The sequence below is a fragment of the Campylobacter showae genome (assembly GCF_900699785.1).
Classification (GTDB): Bacteria; Campylobacterota; Campylobacteria; order Campylobacterales; family Campylobacteraceae; genus Campylobacter_A; species Campylobacter_A showae_D.
The window spans coordinates 549,378-566,820 of the sequence record NZ_LR535679.1 but is presented as its reverse complement, the minus strand read 5'-3'; the positions used below and the strand labels follow the sequence as shown (position 1 = coordinate 566,820).

At 47.9% G+C, this 17,443-nt stretch carries 15 protein-coding genes; all 15 read left to right on the top strand.

Annotated elements, in window-relative coordinates; all coding sequences use genetic code 11:
* Nucleotides 1-111 precede the first annotated feature (111 nt).
* The 15 genes from galE to pglF all read left to right on the top strand — a co-directional run bounded on the left by galE (nucleotide 112) and on the right by pglF (nucleotide 17,443).
* Nucleotides 112-1,098 carry a UDP-glucose 4-epimerase GalE gene (gene galE, locus E4V70_RS02845; protein WP_122861962.1) on the top strand — a complete coding sequence of 329 codons (987 nt, stop codon included), beginning with the start codon at nucleotides 112-114 and terminating at the stop codon, nucleotides 1,096-1,098.
* Nucleotides 1,095-2,417, top strand: a complete 1,323-nt coding sequence (locus tag E4V70_RS02840) for a UDP-glucose dehydrogenase family protein (protein WP_163026436.1) — start codon at nucleotides 1,095-1,097, stop codon at nucleotides 2,415-2,417. Before galE ends, E4V70_RS02840 begins: the two co-directional genes overlap by 4 nt.
* A complete protein-coding gene (locus tag E4V70_RS02835) occupies nucleotides 2,414-2,860 on the top strand; it encodes an ecotin family protein (RefSeq protein ID WP_122861964.1) in 447 nt (148 codons plus the stop codon). The genes E4V70_RS02840 and E4V70_RS02835 overlap by 4 nt, the downstream gene beginning before the upstream one ends.
* Nucleotides 2,857-4,089, top strand: coding sequence for a Vi polysaccharide biosynthesis UDP-N-acetylglucosamine C-6 dehydrogenase TviB (gene tviB / locus E4V70_RS02830; RefSeq protein WP_122861965.1), 1,233 nt, complete (start codon nucleotides 2,857-2,859; stop codon nucleotides 4,087-4,089). Before E4V70_RS02835 ends, tviB begins: the two co-directional genes overlap by 4 nt.
* Nucleotides 4,089-5,603 carry an MATE family efflux transporter gene (locus E4V70_RS02825; RefSeq protein ID WP_122861966.1) on the top strand — a complete coding sequence of 505 codons (1,515 nt, stop codon included), beginning with the start codon at nucleotides 4,089-4,091 and terminating at the stop codon, nucleotides 5,601-5,603. Before tviB ends, E4V70_RS02825 begins: the two co-directional genes overlap by 1 nt.
* Nucleotides 5,600-6,355 (top strand): glycosyltransferase family 25 protein, encoded by a 756-nt coding sequence (locus E4V70_RS02820; RefSeq protein WP_122861967.1) that lies wholly within the window; start codon nucleotides 5,600-5,602, stop codon nucleotides 6,353-6,355. Before E4V70_RS02825 ends, E4V70_RS02820 begins: the two co-directional genes overlap by 4 nt.
* Before the next feature lie 93 nt (nucleotides 6,356-6,448).
* Nucleotides 6,449-7,513, top strand: coding sequence for a glycosyltransferase (locus E4V70_RS02815; protein WP_122861968.1), 1,065 nt, complete (start codon nucleotides 6,449-6,451; stop codon nucleotides 7,511-7,513).
* A gap of 1 nt (nucleotide 7,514) precedes the next feature.
* The gene (locus E4V70_RS02810) at nucleotides 7,515-8,492 is read left to right on the top strand and encodes a glycosyltransferase family 2 protein (RefSeq protein ID WP_122861969.1); all 978 of its coding nucleotides are present in this window, start codon (nucleotides 7,515-7,517) and stop codon (nucleotides 8,490-8,492) included.
* The gene (pglJ, locus tag E4V70_RS02805) at nucleotides 8,489-9,616 is read left to right on the top strand and encodes an N-acetylgalactosamine-N,N'-diacetylbacillosaminyl-diphospho-undecaprenol 4-alpha-N-acetylgalactosaminyltransferase (protein WP_122861970.1); all 1,128 of its coding nucleotides are present in this window, start codon (nucleotides 8,489-8,491) and stop codon (nucleotides 9,614-9,616) included. The genes E4V70_RS02810 and pglJ overlap by 4 nt, the downstream gene beginning before the upstream one ends.
* Nucleotides 9,606-11,966 carry an STT3 domain-containing protein gene (locus tag E4V70_RS02800; protein WP_122861971.1) on the top strand — a complete coding sequence of 787 codons (2,361 nt, stop codon included), beginning with the start codon at nucleotides 9,606-9,608 and terminating at the stop codon, nucleotides 11,964-11,966. Before pglJ ends, E4V70_RS02800 begins: the two co-directional genes overlap by 11 nt.
* Before the next feature lie 59 nt (nucleotides 11,967-12,025).
* Nucleotides 12,026-13,153 (top strand): N,N'-diacetylbacillosaminyl-diphospho-undecaprenol alpha-1,3-N-acetylgalactosaminyltransferase, encoded by a 1,128-nt coding sequence (gene pglA, locus E4V70_RS02795; RefSeq protein ID WP_122861972.1) that lies wholly within the window; start codon nucleotides 12,026-12,028, stop codon nucleotides 13,151-13,153.
* Complete coding sequence (gene pglC / locus E4V70_RS02790) at nucleotides 13,146-13,751, top strand: undecaprenyl phosphate N,N'-diacetylbacillosamine 1-phosphate transferase (RefSeq protein WP_122861973.1); 606 nt, start codon at nucleotides 13,146-13,148, stop codon at nucleotides 13,749-13,751. Before pglA ends, pglC begins: the two co-directional genes overlap by 8 nt.
* Nucleotides 13,738-14,343, top strand: coding sequence for a UDP-N-acetylbacillosamine N-acetyltransferase (gene pglD / locus E4V70_RS02785; protein WP_122861974.1), 606 nt, complete (start codon nucleotides 13,738-13,740; stop codon nucleotides 14,341-14,343). Before pglC ends, pglD begins: the two co-directional genes overlap by 14 nt.
* Nucleotides 14,344-14,575: 232 nt before the next feature.
* Complete coding sequence (gene pglE, locus E4V70_RS02780) at nucleotides 14,576-15,664, top strand: UDP-N-acetylbacillosamine transaminase (protein ID WP_122861975.1); 1,089 nt, start codon at nucleotides 14,576-14,578, stop codon at nucleotides 15,662-15,664.
* Nucleotides 15,665-17,443, top strand: a complete 1,779-nt coding sequence (gene pglF, locus E4V70_RS02775; protein ID WP_122861976.1) for a UDP-N-acetylglucosamine 4,6-dehydratase (configuration-retaining) — start codon at nucleotides 15,665-15,667, stop codon at nucleotides 17,441-17,443.

Below are 17,443 nucleotides of genomic sequence, written 5' to 3'. Positions count from 1 at the left end.
CGATAGGGCGGCTAAATTTAACGTGCGGGTTTAGCGACGCCGCATTTTTTATTTTACCTTTTTATCTTTTATGATAAAATCGGAAAATCTAAAATTTCAAAAGGTAAATTTATGAAAATTTTAATAACAGGCGGAGCTGGCTACATCGGCTCTCACGTGCTAAAGGTGCTTTTAAAGCAAGGCGGACACGAGATAACGGTCGTGGATAATCTCTGCAAAGGCACTACAAAGGCGCTTGACGCGCTTGAGAAAATCGGTAAATTTAAGTTCGTAAAGGCAAATTTAGAGGATGATTTAAGCGGGATTTTTGCGGAGGGCAAATTTGACGCTATTATCCATTTTGCCGCATTTATCGAGGTTTTTGAAAGTACGCAAGATCCGCTAAAATACTACCTAAACAACACCGCAAACGTAGCTAAAATTTTGACCTATTGCAAAGAATACGGCGTAAATAAATTTATATTTAGCTCCACTGCAGCCGTTTACGGCGAACCCGAGATCGGAGAGGTCGACGAGCAAACCGCGGCAAATCCGATAAATCCGTACGGCCGAAGCAAGCTAATGAGCGAGTGGATCATCAAAGACTACGCCGCCTCAAATGAAAATTTCAAATTTGCGATTTTGCGATACTTTAACGTTGCGGGCGCCGACGAGGAGGGGCTTATCGGGCAAAACTATCCAAACGCCACGCACCTAATCAAAGTCGCGACGCAGACGGCTCTGGGTAAACGCGAAAGCATGGGAATTTTTGGTAGCGACTATCCGACCGCAGACGGCACCTGCGTGAGAGACTACATCCACGTGAGCGACCTGGCCGACGCGCATCTAAGCGCGCTAGAGTATCTAAACGAGCATGAAAAAAGCGAAATCTTTAACGTCGGCTACGGCCGCGGCTTTAGCGTAAAAGAGGTTATAGAAACGGCTAAAAAAGTAAGCGGGATCGATTTTAAAGTAGTTAGCGCACCGCGCAGAGATGGCGATCCAGCATGCCTCATCGCAAAGCCAGAAAAGATAAGAAATTTAACTAACTGGCGACCTAAGAGAGAGGATTTATCGCTCATCATAAAAACCGCACTTGACTGGGAGAAAAGGTCGTGAGGATCGCAGTCGTAGGCACTGGCTACGTGGGGCTAGTTAGCGGCGCGTGCCTAGCTAAAATGGGCAACGACGTCATATGCGTGGACGTGGACGAAGCCAAGATAAATGCGCTAAATAACGGCGTCATACCGATCTATGAGCCCGGACTTTCTGAAATCGTGGCCGAGTGCAGGGCAAACGGCGCGCTCAAATTTAGCGTCGATATAAAAGAAGCCTTGGCGCATGCTAGAGTGCTATTTATCGCGGTGGGCACGCCTATGGGCGCGGACGGGCAGGCTGATCTACGCTACGTGCTAGAGGTCGCAAAAAGCATCGGGCAAAATTTAACCTCGCCGCTAATCGTCGTGGATAAATCAACCGTTCCCGTGGGCACTGCGGAGAAGGTAACCGAAGTGATCGCTAGCGAGCTAAAAAAAAGAAACCTGGACGTCAAATTCGAAGTCGTCTCAAACCCCGAGTTTTTAAAGGAGGGCGCGGCGGTCGAGGACTTTTTAAAGCCCGATCGCGTCGTAGTGGGCGCTAGCAGCGAGTGGGGGCAAAGCGTCATGCGCGAGCTTTATGCGCCCTTTATGAAAAATCACGACCGCTTTATCGCTATGGACGTGAAGTCTGCCGAGATGACCAAATACGCCGCAAATGCGATGCTAGCGACTAAAATTAGCTTCATAAACGAGATCGCGGGTATCTGCGAGCGCGTGGGAGCGGACGTAAATTTGGTGCGAAAAGGCATCGGCAGCGACTCTCGCATCGGTTATAGCTTTATATATCCTGGCTGCGGATACGGCGGCAGTTGCTTTCCAAAAGACGTCGAGGCGCTCATATATACCGCTAGGCAAAACGGCTTTGAGCCGAAGGTTTTAAGCGCGGTGGAGGCTAGAAACGCGGCGCAAAAAACGGTGCTTTTTGAAAAAATTTCAGCATTTTTCGGCGGAAATTTGAGCGGCAAAACGGTGGCGATTTGGGGGCTAGCGTTTAAGCCAAACACTGACGATATGCGCGAAGCTAGCTCGCTAGTGCTCATAAAAGCGCTCGAAAACGCAGGCGCAAACGTCGTCGCCTACGATCCAAAGGCCGCAAACGAAGCTAAAAAATATCTACCTAACTCAAATTTGAAATTCGCCCCAAACAAATACGACGCGCTAAACGGCGCCGACGCGCTCGCGCTGGTTACCGAGTGGAGCGAATTTAGATCGCCTGATTTTATGGAGATGAAACAGCGGCTAAAAAACGCCGTGATCTTTGACGGGCGCAATCAATACGACGCGAAAAATCTGGCAAATTTAGGCTTTAAGTATTTCCAAATAGGAGTGAAATCATGAGGAAAATTTTACTTTTTATCGCAGCTTGCGTGCTACCGTTTGCGCTTTTGGCGGGCGAAAACGCGGCAAAAACCGAGGAAAATATTTTCGAGCTACCTATCTCAAAGATGCCGCCTGATTATTTTAAATACGAGGTCGCGTTTTTTAAAGAAATAGAAATCGACTGCAACTTCGCCTTTTTGCTCGGCGGAAAGCTCGAGGAAAAAGAGGACGCGCGCGGGATTTATTACGAATTTAGCGGCGGTGACGAGCTAGCGCAAACGATGATGCTCTGCAAGGACGCAGCAAAGAAAAAGAGACGGGTTTATTATGAGCTCACTCAAATTTTACCTGGCGTTAGCCCTATTAAAATCATAACCCCGCAAGGCGTAGGCGCAGAAGTAAGAGTGTATGAACGCGTAAAAAAGATAGAATCAAAAAAATTAAAAAGGAAAAATAAATGAAAATAGCCGTTATCGGACTAGGATACGTCGGGCTGCCTTTGGCGGCGGCGTTTAGTGAGAAATACGAAGTCACGGGCTTTGACGTAAACGCTGCCCGCATAGAGGAGCTAAAAAGCGGGTATGATCGCACGCTGGAGCTAAGTGCTGAGCAGATGAAAAAAGCGATAGAAAACGGTATGAAATTTAGCCTAAATTTGGACGATATAAAGGATTGTAATTTCTTTATCGTTACCGTCCCGACGCCGATAGACAAAAACAAGCGCCCCGATTTGACGCCAGTGGTAAAAGCCACGCAAAGCGTCGCTAAGGTGCTAAAAAAAGGCGATATCGTCGTGTATGAGAGCACGGTGTATCCGGGCGTTACGGAGGAGATTTGCGTGCCGCTACTGGAGCAAAGCGGGCTTAAATTTAACGAGGACTTTTTCTGTGGATACTCGCCTGAGCGCATAAATCCGGGCGATAAAGAGCACACCGTAACTAAAATCAAAAAAATCACTAGCGGCTCGACGCCCGAAATCGCCCAAAAGGTCGATGAGGTCTACCGCTCGATTATTACGGCTGGCACGCACAAAGCGCCTACTATCAAGGTCGCCGAGGCTGCCAAAGTCATCGAAAACACGCAGCGCGATATAAACATCGCCTTTATGAACGAGCTTGCGATGATATTTAACAAGATGAACATCGACACGAACGCCGTTTTGCAGGCGGCGGGCACGAAGTGGAATTTCTTAAATTTCCGTCCGGGGCTAGTGGGCGGCCACTGCATCGGCGTGGATCCTTATTACCTCACGCACAAGGCGCAGGAGCTTGGCTTTCATCCCGAGATGATCCTAGCCGGACGCCGCATCAACGACAATATGGGCAAATACGCCGCCGATCAGGTCGTAAAACTAATGATAAAAAGGGGCGTTTTGATAAATTCGGCTCGCGTTTTGGTGCTTGGGCTTACGTTTAAGGAAAACTGCCCCGACATCCGCAACTCGCGCGTGATAGACGTGATCGAGGAGCTTAGGGATTTTGGTTGCCGCGTGGACGTCTACGATCCGTGGGCGGACGAAGCGGAGGTGAAGCGCGAGTACGGCTTGACGCCGCTAAAAAGCTTTGACGAGGCGGACTACGACTGCGTCGTGATCGCCGTAGCTCACGATAAATTTAAAGGGTTAAAATTTAGTAAAGCTCTCGTTTACGACATCAAAAACGTTTACGAAAACGCCGACGCAAGGCTGTAATGCTCGTAAATTTGATCAGCTCCATCGTCGTTTTTATCGTCTCGATGGGGATAAATTTTTTCCTCACGCCCTACATCTTAAAGAGCCTAGGCAACGAAGCCTACGGCTTTGTCGGGCTGTCTAACGCTATCGTTGCCTACGCTTTAGTCGTGACTGCTGCGATAAACTCCGTTAGCGGCCGCTTCGTCGCGTACGAGTGGCATAGAGACGATACCCGCGCGGCTAACGCCTACTACTCGTCGGTTCTGGTCGTAAATATCTTTTTTTGCGTTCTTATTTTGTTTGGTGCGGGCATTTTTATCTTAAATTTACAAAGCGTGCTAAACGTGAGTGACGCGCTGCTGGGCGACGTGCGGCTTACTTTCGCGTTTTATTTTATAAATTTTTGCGTCGGACTTTTTAACGGCGTCATCAGCGTCTCGATGTTTATAAAAAACAAGCTCTACATCATCTCTGTTCGCAACGCCGCATCTAGCGCTATTTTAGCCGCTCTCATCGTGGCGCTTTTTTATTTTTTTAGACCGATGATCGCCTATATAGCGATCTCAGCTCTAGTCGCGTCGCTATTTGTTTTTTTTACGAGCGTTTGGGTTTCGCGCCGCATCACCCCCGAGCTTAAATTTAACCCGCGAGAATTTGACTTTGCGAGGATAAAAGAGCTTTTGAAATCTGGCGTCTATAATAGCTTTAACGCCCTAAACCGCGTGCTTATGAGCGGTATGGATCTGTTTATCTGCAATATATTTTTAAGCGCTAATGCGACGGGAATTTTAGCCGTTTCAAAGGCGGCTCCGATCATTTTAGAGAGCTTTGTGGCACAGCTGAGTGCGATATTTGCGCCCAAATTCGTCGAGCACTACTCTAAATCAAATTTGACCGCGCTTGTTGCGGAGGCTAAATTTTCGATGCGAGTTACGGCTTTTGTTATGAGCGTGCCGGCGGCTATTTTCGTGGCTTTCGGGCGCGAATTTTACACGCTTTGGTTGCCGTTTAAAAGTGCGGACGAGATAAGTCTAATCTATAATCTCTCGATGATAACTCTAGTGCCGATTATATTTATCAGCTACGTTTTTTCGCTTTTTAATCTCGACGGCGCGACGAATAAACTAAAACGCCCGGCGATAGCAAACACGATTTTGGGCGCGGGCACTATTTTGGCGCAGATTGCCGTGCTTAAATTTACGCCTTACGGCATTTATGGTATGACGGCCGTCGGCGCCGCGCTTTATTCGGTGCGCATTTTGGGATTTGACCTCATAAACGCCGCGTTAAATTTGAGCCTGCCGCTTACTACTTTTTACGGCGTTTATTTTAAAAATTTAGCCGTTTTTGCAGCCGTTTGCGGACTGTTTTTTTGGCTGCGAAATTTCGTGCAAATTTCAAGCTGGGGCGAATTTGCCGCGTATTCGGCGGTTTTGCTTGCGCTCGGTTACGCCGCGAGCCTGTTTTTGATATTTGACAAAAGAGAACAGCTAGTGGTGATAAATAAAATCAAATCGAAGTTTAAAAGATGAAAAATTTAGTATTCGTTATTTCGCTAAAAAGCGACGAGGCGCGCAGGCAAAAGCTAAAAGAGCGGTTTAAAAACTACGGCGAATTTAAGCTCGTCGAAGCGACCGACGGCAGGGCGATGAGCGCAAAGGAGTACTACGGCTATGCGCTGCCTAGCCTTGAGGCTTACGGCAGGCTATTAAGCCCGTCCGAGGTCGGTTGCTCGCTCTCTCACGTGCGCGCTTACGAGGAGTTTTTAAAAAGCGACGCCCGGCTTGCGCTCATCTTAGAAGACGACGTCATCGGCGATGAAAGCGGCGTAAAAAAGGCGTTTGAAACGGCTACTAAGATGGATGCGGGCTCGGCACTCATTTGCGGCGCGCAAGATGGGCTAGAGGGGCGATTTAGCGCATTTGGCAAAAAGCTGGAGGAGGATTTTTGGCTAGTTTCAAAGCGCTCTTACGGCACGATCTACAGAGCGGCGGCCTACGTGCTTGATAGGCGCGCGGCAGAAAAGCTCTTGCAAACGCACAAAAAGGCGCTTTGCGTGGCCGATTTTTGGCGGATTTTGCTTTTACAAAACGGCTTAAAGATGTATTTTAGCGATATTTTCGCGCATCCGACCGATTTAGCGGACTCAAATATCCAAGCCGAGCGGGTGCAAAGAGCGCAGGCAAAAGTCTCGCCGCTAGCTCGTCTAAATAGCTTAAAATATGTCGCCGCAACGCGCTTTGAAGCGGCAATTTTGGGCTATGAGCGGATATTTAAAAGATAAGAAACTAAGCGATTATAAAGCTCAAAATTTATAAAATCAATAATTTTGAAGATTTATTAAATTTTCGCGCATCGATTAAAATTTGGAGAGAGAATGAAGGTTTTATTTATAATTTCGACACTGCAAGCAGGCGGCGCCGAGCGCGTGATGAGCTTGCTAGCGAGCTATTTTGCGAAATTTCACGACGTAACGCTTTTAAAATTTGACACCAAGCCGCCGTTTTACGAGCTAGACGAGAGGATAAAGCTGATAGATCTGCCTTTCCCGATGGTGAAAAAGGGCTTTTTCGCAAATTTAATAAGGCGCGTGAAAAAGTTTTTTTATCAGCGAAATTTGATCAAAAACGGCGGATTTGACGTCGTTATCTCCTCTATGGATAGCACCAATATCAACGTGATTTTGTCGAATTTATTTATCGGTAAGCCGCTTTTTATCAGCGAGCATTCAAGCGCCGATTTTTTCAAAGGGCGCGGCTGGCTGTTTTTACGCCGAGTGCTCTATCCGTTAGCTAGCGGACTCACGGTACTTACGAAAGAAGACTACGAATACTATAGCTTCGTAAAAAATAAAACCGTGATGTACAATCCGATGTTTGAAGCCAAAAAACAGGGCTTGCCGAAGGAAAATATCATCCTTTTCGTCGGTCGTCTCATCTCGCTTAAGGGTTGTGACGTATTTTTAAAGGCTATGAGCCTAGTCGATAAAGAGCTTTTAAAAGACTGGAAAATCGTGATAGCGGGTGCTGGCGAAGAGAGGCAAAGACTAGAGCTCATCGCGCACGAGCAACTGCATCTAAATGCCGAATTTATCGGGCAAACGAGCGATGTCGCTTCGCTTTACGAAAGATCTAAAATTTTAGTCTCAAGCTCTAAAACCGAAGGCTTGCCAAATGTTTTAATCGAGAGCGTATTTTTTAACTGCGCCAGGGTGGCGACCGCTACAAGCGGCGCAAAAGAGCTCATCGAGGACGGCAAGGACGGATTTTTAGTGCCGATAGACGACGTAAAAGCGCTCGGAAGCAAAATCGAACTCTTGATGCGTGACGAGGAACTGAGGCAAGAGCTGGTAAAAAACGCCAACGAGCGTGAAAATAGCTTTAAAACCGATCAAATTTATCAAAAGTGGATGGATTTTATCACGCAAAATATAAAGGGCTAAAATGCTAAAAGTAAGCATAATAATCCCAACCTACAACCGCAAAGAGCTTTTTGAAGCTGCCCTAAAAAGCGCGCTGGCTCAAGACTACGAAAATAAAGAAATCATAATCAGCGACGATAACTCAAACGACGGCACGCGCGAGCTTGCGCAAAGTTACGTCGCTAAATTTGACAACGTAAAATACGTCTTAAATCAAACTTACGACCGCGGCCCAAACGGCAATAAAAATAACGGCTTTGATCACGCTAACGGCGATGCTTTCGTGATACTAGACGACGATGACTTGCTGATAGAAGGCGCCATAAGCAAGATGGCGGCCGTGCTAGAGCAGGGGTATGCCAGCGTCTGGGCGAACTGTTATTTTGAGATTGACGGCGAGTCGACGACGAAATTTTCGGGATTTGGACTGAGTAAAAGCGGGGAAATTTCGCCGCAGGACTACTACGACGGCAAGATAACGGGCGAGTTTTTGATAATGTTTCGCCGCGCCGCTATCGGTCAGAGGCGCTTTGAAAAGGGGCTTTACGGTAGCGAAAATACGCTTTGGATCTACCTTTTTGACTTTCCTGCTTATTACCTGCACGATGCGGTGCGTATTTACCGCTTTCACCGCAGCGACAGCGTCACGATAAACTCGTTTAAACGCCCGCTTTGCATAATGAAAGGCTACGCGATGACTGCAGAGCTTATTTTGCAAAAGATCGCCGAGAAAAACGAGCAAGCAGGCAACGCAAATTTGGCCGAGCCTAAATTCCGCGTAAACGACGCTCATATCGCGATTCTATATAAAATGGCGGCGTATTATGCTAAATTTGGCGGCGAATACAAAAAAATGTACGAATATCTTTTTAAAAGCCTCAAATTTAAATTTACTAAAGAAGCGCTGGCGATGCTGATTTTAAGCCCGTTTCCAAAGTCTATGATTTTGTTTTTAACTAAAATTCGCGTTTGGATATACAAAAAAACGCACGGCGAATGAAAAAATTAGCCGTTTTTCTCTACTCGATGGGGCCGGGCGGCGCGGAGCGCGTAGTTTCAAATTTGCTCCCGGCTCTGTGCGAAAAATACGAAGTTCATCTCGTTTTGATGAGCGAGGTCGTAGCCTACGAGATACCAAGCGCGGTAAAAATTCACTTCCTCGAGCGCTCGGATCCTTATGAAAGCGGCCTAAAAAAGCTTTTTCGCCTAGCTTTTGCGCTGCCATCTTTGGCTCTAAAATACAAAAAACTTTGCGAAAATTTAGGCATCGACGCGCATTTTGTTTTGATGAACCGTCCTTGCTACGCGGCTTTAACGGCTAAAATTTTAGGCCTAAAAGGACGGATGGTGATAAGCGAGCGCAGCTGTCCGTCGGTCATCTATAAAAGCGGACTTAGCGGGTTTGCCAATAGAATTTTCGTTAAGGCGCTTTATCCTAGGGCCGATCTTATCCTTGCTAACGCGCAGGGAAACGCCGATGATCTCGTGCGAAATTTCGGCTGCGACGCCGCAAAAACTAAGGTGCTATATAACGCGGTCGATTTGGAGGCGATAAAGACTCTCGCAAACGAGCCGCTAGAGGATAAATTTAAGCCGTTTTTTCTAAACATCGGGCGGCTTGATAGCGGTAAAAATCAAGCGATGCTAATAAGAGTAGTCGCAAATTTGAACGACGAGCGCGTGACGCTTGGGATCCTTGGCAAGGGGCCTTTGCAAGGCGAGCTTCAAAATTTGATCGACGAGCTTGGGGTAAGCTCGCGCGTAAAACTGCTAGGCACGGATAAAAATCCGTTTAAATTTATCAAAAACGCGCAGTGTTTCGTCTGCGCTTCGCGGTTCGAGGGCTTTTCAAACGTGCTTTTAGAGGCGCTTGCTTGCGAGAGATTTATCATCTCCACCGATCACAAAAGCGGCGCTAGGGAGCTTCTGGGCGACGATGAATACGGCGTTTTAACGCCCGTTGACGACGAAAAAGCGATGGAGACGGCGATGAGGCGAGCGCTTGAGGATGAAAATTTAAGGCGGGATTACGAAAAAAGAGCGTACGGCCGCGTAGTAAAATTTGATAAAAACGCCGTCGCGGCGCAGCTTATAGGATATTTAGAGGGTGAAAATGGCGAGTAAAATTTTAGAATTCCCCGGCAAATTTAAATTTTCAAAGCAAACTTGTTTTTTGATGCTTGCGGCGTTTGTTTTTAGCGTGGTTTGCAGGCTGTATTGGGTGTACTGGGCGGGCGAATACCAGCACTTTTTCTGGAACGATCAGCTCATGATTAGCACTAACGACGGCTACGCCTTTGCCGAGGGCGCGCGCGATATGATAGCGGGCTTTCACCAGCCGAACGACCTTAGCTACTACGGCCGCTCGATGCCGACGCTTACGTATTTTTTGTATCAAATTTTACCTTTTAGCTTTGAGAGTATTTTGCTTTATATGAGCGTATTTTTTAGCTCGCTTATCGTTATTCCCGTGATTTTGATAGCCAAAGAGTACGAGATGCCTGGCATGGGCTTTGCGGCGGCGCTGCTAGCTAGCATCGCAAACAGCTACTACAACCGCACGATGGCCGGCTACTACGACACAGATATGCTCACGATCGTGCTGCCTGCCTTTAGCGTCTGGGCGATGATACGCCTCGCGCAGAAAAAAAATGTAAACGACCTCATTTTTATCCCGATTTTTATCCTTATAAACGACTGGTGGTATCCGAGCTCTTACTCGCTAAATTTTGCGATGCTGGGCGCATTTTTGCTCTACACTTTGATTTTTGATAGGAAAAACGCGCTAAATTACGAGGCGGCTATTTTGATGATAGTGGCGCTTACGTATATCGATTTTTACGCTAAAAGCGCGCTTGCCGTCGCTCTTTATCTAGCGATGAGATTTCGCCCGCAGATCTGGGGCAAGCGCGTAGTAGCAGCATGCCTGGCTCTGGCCGTAGGTTTACTTGGCTTTAGCGGCGGGCTAAATCAAATTTTATTTCAGCTTAAATTTTACATATTTCGCGGAGTTTCCGAGAGTAGCGAGCCGGTTTTTCATTTTTATAACGTAAATAAAACGATAATGGAAATGAGCGATTATTCGTTTGAGTTTGAGTCGATAAACGCCTTTGCTAAGCGTATCAGCGGTCATATCGTTACTTTTGCTTTATCACTCGTAGGAGTCGCGGCGCTTTGTCTTAAATTTCGCTCCTTTTTGCTTGCGCTTCCGATGCTGCTACTTGGTTTTTTGGCGCTAAAAGGCGGGCTTAGATTTACGATCTACTCCGTGCCCGTGATGGCGATAGGATTTGGATATTTTGCGGCGCTTTGCGTGAGTTTTTTTAAAAAAGATAAAATTTTAGACAAATTTTGCACCGTTTGCGTTGCGGCGTTTTTTGCTTTTTTCTTTTTGTATTTTGATAAATATTACAGCCTTTTGCACGGCAAATCTCCTGTTTTTGCGCCAAATTTTGACGGCGAGGCGGGCTTTGGCGTATATCTAGCCACGTTTGCGGCGATGGCGCTTATTTGCGGGGCGGCTTATTTTATGGTCTCAGGCCTCAGCTCGCTCAAAAAACACGCCCTTTTAGAAAAAATTTGCGTCTTTTGTATCGCCGTGCTTTCTTTGATGCCGTGTCTTGAGCACATTTACGGCTACAAGGTCGGCACGGTCTTTGCCAAAAGCGAGGTCGAGAGCCTAGATAAGCTACACAAGATCGCGGGGCGCGAGGACTATGTGCTGGCGTGGTGGGACTACGGCTATCCGATCCGCTACTACGCGGACGTCAAGACCCTCATCGACGGCGGCAAGCACCTGGGCAGAGATAACTTCGCCGTGAGCTTTGCTCTAGCTAGCAACCAGCGCATGTCGGCAAATATGGCGCGCCTGGAGGTCGAGTACACCGAGCGAAATTTTAGCGAGAGATTCGGGTTAAATTTAAACCAGATGATGAAGGACTACAACGCCACGAGCGTAAATTCGTTTTTGTATTCGCTAAACGGCAAGGATTTCCGCCCGCCGCAAAAAACGCGCGAGATTTACTACTATCTGCCAGACTCCATGCTTGATATCTTTAACGCCGTTTTGCGCTTTTCAAACCTAGATCTAAACAGCGGCGAGGAGTACGGGGCGATATTTTATCCGGGCAAACCTTACTCGGTGGACGGCGATACGATAAATATCGGCGGAGGCTTTGGCGTATCGGGCGACGCGTCTAAAGTCTATATCGGCGAGCGCGAGATGCCCGTAAATACGTACTTTGAAACAAGCTACGACGAGAAAGACAAACTAGTCGTCAAAAAGCACGAGATGAACGCGGACGGTAAAATTTATCTCATTTTTATGAAGGATTACAGGCGGTTTTTGGTGCTTGACGAAGTGGTGCTAAACTCAGCCTACATACAGCTTTTCGTGCTCGAAAACTACGACAAAGAGCTATTTGAGCCGGTCGTTTTAAACGGCGCGGTTAAAATTTATAGGCTGCTAAGATGAGGGCGGTAAATTTGATCAAGGCGCGGGTATCCGCTAAATTTGTGATAGAGGTTTTTTAAATGGCTAAATTTGGATTTTTAAGTCACGCCGATATGAGCATTTACTTTTTCCGCGCTCCGATAATGCGCGAGCTAAAGCGGCTCGGGCACGAGGTTTTCGCTATCGCCCCAAAGGGCGACTACACGGATAGGCTAAAAAGCGAGTTTAACTGCGTGACATACGAGCTTGATCGCGCGAGCCTAAATCCTCTAACCGTGCTTGAAAACTCAAAAAAGCTAGCCGTTATTTTGCGCGGGCTAAATTTAGACCTGCTGCAAACCTCGGCGCACAAGTCAAACGTATTTGGCACCTTTGCGGCTAAAAAAGCGGGCATAAAGCGCGTGATAAATTTAGTTGAGGGGCTGGGCAGCTTTTATATCGATAACGACTTAAAAACCCGTCTGGTGCGCGCCGCGATCGAGACGCTTTATAAAAAAGCGCTAAAGATGAGCGACGGCTGCGTCTTCGTAAACGAGGCAGATCCGGCGTATTTTCTAGCTCGCGGGCTGATTGCCGAAGAGAAAATTTTTAAGATAAAAAGCGTGGGCGTGGATACACTCAAATTTGACGAAAGTAGCGTGCCGGCCGCAAATTTAGGCGAGGATCTGCGCGGCAAAAAAATCGTGCTTATGATAGCGCGCGCGATGTGGCACAAGGGCGTGCGCGAGTTTTACGAGGCGGCAGAGCTTTTACGCGAGCGCGAGGACTGCGCGTTCGTCTTTGCGGGCGAAGGGTTTGAAGGAAACAAAAGTACGGCGGACGCTAAGTTTTTAACGGGCGGCGCCGTGCGGTATCTGAGCGCTAGAGACGACGTGCCCCAGCTTTTAAAGGCTAGCTATCTACTCGCGCTTCCAAGCTACAAAGAGGGCTTTCCGCGTACGGTTTTAGAGGCGATGAGTATGGGCAGGGCAGTCGTGGCTAGCGACGTGGCCGGCTGCAACGAGGCTGTAACGAACGGCTTTAACGGCCTGCTGTGCGAGGCGAAAAACTCGGCCGATCTAGCCGCAAAGATAGAAATTTTACTAAACGACGAAAATTTGGCCGCACAGATGGGGCGAAACGGGCGGGAGCTTGCGGTGCGCGAGTTTGACGAGCGAGCGGTCGCTAGGAAATATATAGAAATTTATAGGAAATTTATCGATGTATAGGGCATTTTTTAAGAGATTACTGGATATTTGCGGCGCGATTTTTCTCATAGTTTTGACGCTGCCGATTATGGCGGTCGTCGCGGTTTTGATCTATTTTAAGGTTAGTAAGGACGTCATTTTTACGCAGGCGCGCCCGGGTTTGCACGCTAAAATTTTTAAAATTTACAAATTTAAAACGATGAGCGACGAGCGCGGCGCGGACGGCGAGCTGCTACCCGACGAGATGCGCCTAAACGGTATCGGCAAGACTATCCGAAGCCTCAGTCTTGACGAGCTGCCGCAGCTTTTTAACGTGCTAAAAGGTGATATGAGCTTCATCGGGCCTCGTCCGCTTCTGGTCGAGTATCTGCCTCTTTACGACGCCGAGCAGGCGACCCGCCACGACGTGAGACCCGGCATCACGGGGCTAGCGCAGGTAAACGGCCGCAACGCGATCAGCTGGGCGGAGAAGTTTAAATTTGACGCTAGGTACGTCCGCGAGCTTAGCTTTGCGCTGGATGTTAAAATCGCTATTTTAACGGTGCAAAAGGTGCTAAAACGAAGCGGCGTGAGCAAAGAAGGCATGGCCACGACGGAGAAATTTAATGGCCGCAACTAAAATTTACGTTTACGGCTTTAGCGGACACGGAGCGGTCGTCGCGGACGTGGCTAGAGCGTGCGGATACGGAGAGATCGTGTTTTTAGACGACGCCAAATTTAACGGCAAAAACGTGCTCAAATTTGACCAGAGCTTAGAAAAAGCTGACGTGATCGTCGCTATCGGGGATAATAAAATCAGACGCATCATTCAAGAAAGAGTAAAAAACGCGGGCTTTCGCGTAGTAAATTTGATCCATCCAGGCGCGGTAGTAAGCGCTAGCGCGCAAATAGGCGGGGGCGCGGTCGTAATGCCAAATGCCGTCATAAACGCGCGCGCGCAAATAGGCGAGGGCGCGATAATAAACACGGGCGCGATCATCGAGCATGACTGCGAGATCGGCGATTTTGCTCACGTTAGCCCAAACGCGGCGCTAGCAGGCGGCGTAAGCGTGGGTGCAAATACTCACGTAGGCATAGGCTCTTGCGTAGTGCAGTGCATAAAAATCGGCGCAAACTGCATCATCGGAGCGGGCAGCGTCGTAGTACGAGATATCGCAGACGGTAGCGTCGCCTACGGTAATCCCGCTAAAGTTAGGCGAAATTTGAGCTAAATTTGAGAGCCAAAATATCGCTCGTCAAATTTGCGCTCGCAACGACAAAAGAAAATAGATAAAATTTAGCCCTATCTCTAGCCGCATCAAATTTGCCGTTTTAAAATACATTTTGACGCAAAATTTAACAAAATCCCCATTTTCTACGCTCTAAAAGCGACTTTAAACGAGTTTTTATAAAAATATTTAGATTTTAAGTGCTACAATGCGTAAATTTCTTTAAGGAATAATAATGCAAAGAATTTTCCTAAGTCCGCCGCACATGAGCGGCAAAGAGCAAGAGTACATAAACGAGGTTTTTAAGAGCAACTACATCGCGCCGCTTGGCGAATACGTGAATAAATTTGAAGCGAGTGTCTCAAGCTACGCGGGCGCGCCAGATGCTTTGGCGCTAAATTCCGGCACGTCGGCGATCCACTTGGCGCTAAGGGTGCTAGGTATCGGAGCGGGGGACGTGGTGCTAGCCTCTACGTTTACCTTTATGGCGTCCGTTAGCCCGATACTTTATCAAGGTGCTACGCCTGTTTTCGTAGATAGTGACGAAAGCTGGAATCTAAGCCCCGAGCTACTAAAAAAGGCGATCGCAAATTCTCCTAAAAAGCCAAAAGCGCTCGTCGTCACGCATCTCTACGGTCAGGCGGCAAAGATGAAAGAGATCTGCGAGATCTGCGAGCAGGAAAACATCGCCGTGGTCGAAGACGCGGCCGAGGCGCTGGGCGGATTTTTGAACGGCAAGGCGCTGGGTACATTTGGACGACTGGGCGCATATAGCTTTAACGGTAACAAAATCATCACCACAAGCGGCGGCGGCATGCTAGTGGGCGAAAGAGAGCTCGTGGAAAAGGCGAGGTTTTACAGCACGCAAGCTAGGGAGCCGTTTTTACACTACGAGCACAAAGACTACGGCTACAACTACCGCCTGAGCAACGTCTTAGGCGCGATCGGAACGGCGCAGATGGAGGTGCTCGAGCAGCGCGTGATAAAAAAACGAGAAATTTTTGAAAAATATCAAAAAGAGCTTCCTGAGCTTGAGTTTATGCCTGAAATCGCAAATTCTCGCGGCAACCGCTGGCTAACGACCGCGCTGTTTAAAGAAAAAGGCGCGCATCTACGCGTGATAGAGGCGCTTGCGAAGGAAAATATAGAAAGCCGTCCGCTTTGGAAGCCGATGCATATGCAGCCGGTGTTTGAAGGGGCGCTAGCGTTTACAGACGGGACTAGCGAGGAGATGTTTGCGCGCGGTATCTGCCTGCCTAGCGGCACGGCGATGCGAGACGAGGAGTTTGCTCGAGTAGTAAAAATCGTAAAGGAAAATTTATAAATGTTTAAGGCGACGAAGCTAAAGCGGCTTGCGTTTTTTCTAACCTTTGACATCGTGATATTCGTCGCGTCGTTTTATCTGGCGTATCTGCTTAGATTTAGCGGCGTGCTGCCTGATTATTTTAGAGGCGGACTGGTCGCGGGCTGCGCTACGATGGTGGTTTTAAAGCTATTTTTCATGTGGCTTTTTAAAATTTACAAGGTGCCGTGGAGATTTTTCGGACTAAATGAGGCGAGGAAAATTTTCCTCGTTCATCTTTGCGCGATCGTCTGCTTTTGGATCGTTTATTTTGCGATGCCCGCGGTTTTTAACCCGTTTCCAAGAAGCGTGGTTTTCATGGATGCCATTATCTCGTGCCTGCTAATCGGAAATTTAAGGATCGCCAAGCGTATGTTTTTAGACTTTTCTAAAAAGCCTCATACGGGCGAGCCTTGCGTCGTTATAGGCGCTACGTCAAAGGCGCTTCACGTTTTAAAGGGGCTTAGGCAGGGTTATATCGATCTATATGCCGTGGGCGTGGTAGACGGCAGGAGCGATCTAGTCGGCACTTACTGCGACGGATTTTTAGTGCAGCCAAAGAGCGAAATCGCAAATTTGATCAAAGAGTACAACGTAAAAACCGCTATCATCGCGCTAGCGCTCGGTCAAGACGAGCTGGCAGAGCTTTTTGACGAGCTGACGGCCTACGGTATCCGCGATATCAAGATTTTTTCTATGTTTGGTACGGGCAAGGACGCGATCAAAGATATCTCGATCGAGGATCTGCTAGCTAGAAAGCCAAAAGACCTAGATAGTAGCGCGGTGGAGAAATTTTTAGGCGGTAAGGTCGTTTTGGTCACGGGAGCCGGCGGTAGTATCGGTAGCGAAATTTGTAAGCAGTGCCTTAAATTTGGCGTTAGTAAGCTAATCATGATCGATCACAGCGAGTTTAATCTCTATAAAATCGGCGAGATAACCCACAGCGACAAAACCGTGAGCAAGATGATAAATATCGTAAATGAAGCCGACTTGCGCGCGGTTTTTGAGGAGTTTAAACCGCAGATCGCGATCCACGCCGCAGCTTATAAGCACGTGCCGCTTTGCGAAGCAAACCCTAAAGCCGCGGTTGTAAATAACATAATCGGCACCAAAATTTTGATCGATTTATCTATCGAATACGGCGTTAGCAAGGTCGTGATGATCTCATCCGATAAGGCCGTGCGCCCGACGAATATCATGGGCGCGACTAAACGCGTGTGCGAACTTTACGCGCTAAACTCGAATTTACCGGCTAAAACCGAGATCGTCGCGGTGCGCTTCGGTAACGTTCTAGGCTCTAGCGGCAGCGTAATACCGAAATTTAAAGAGCAAATCGAAAACAACAAGCCGCTAACCGTCACGCACCCTGATATCACGAGGTACTTTATGCTAGTTTCCGAGGCCTGTCAGCTCGTGCTTCAGGCCGCCTCGATCGCAAAGGGCGGCGAGCTTTTCGTGCTTGATATGGGCGAGCCGATTAAGATCGCCGATCTAGCTAAAAAGATGCTGATTTTATCAAACAAAGAGCATCTGGGCGTCGAATTCGTCGGCCTCCGTCCTGGAGAGAAGCTTTACGAGGAGCTTTTAATAAACAAAGACGACGTAAAAACCGAGTTTCAGTCTATTTTCGTGACGCACTCGGGCGAATACGACGTGGCTAAACTAAACGAGCAAATTAAAAATTTAACGCACGCGGACGACGTCGCGGCGGCGCTTAAAGAGATCGTGCCCGAGTTTAATCACGCGCTAAATAAGGAATAA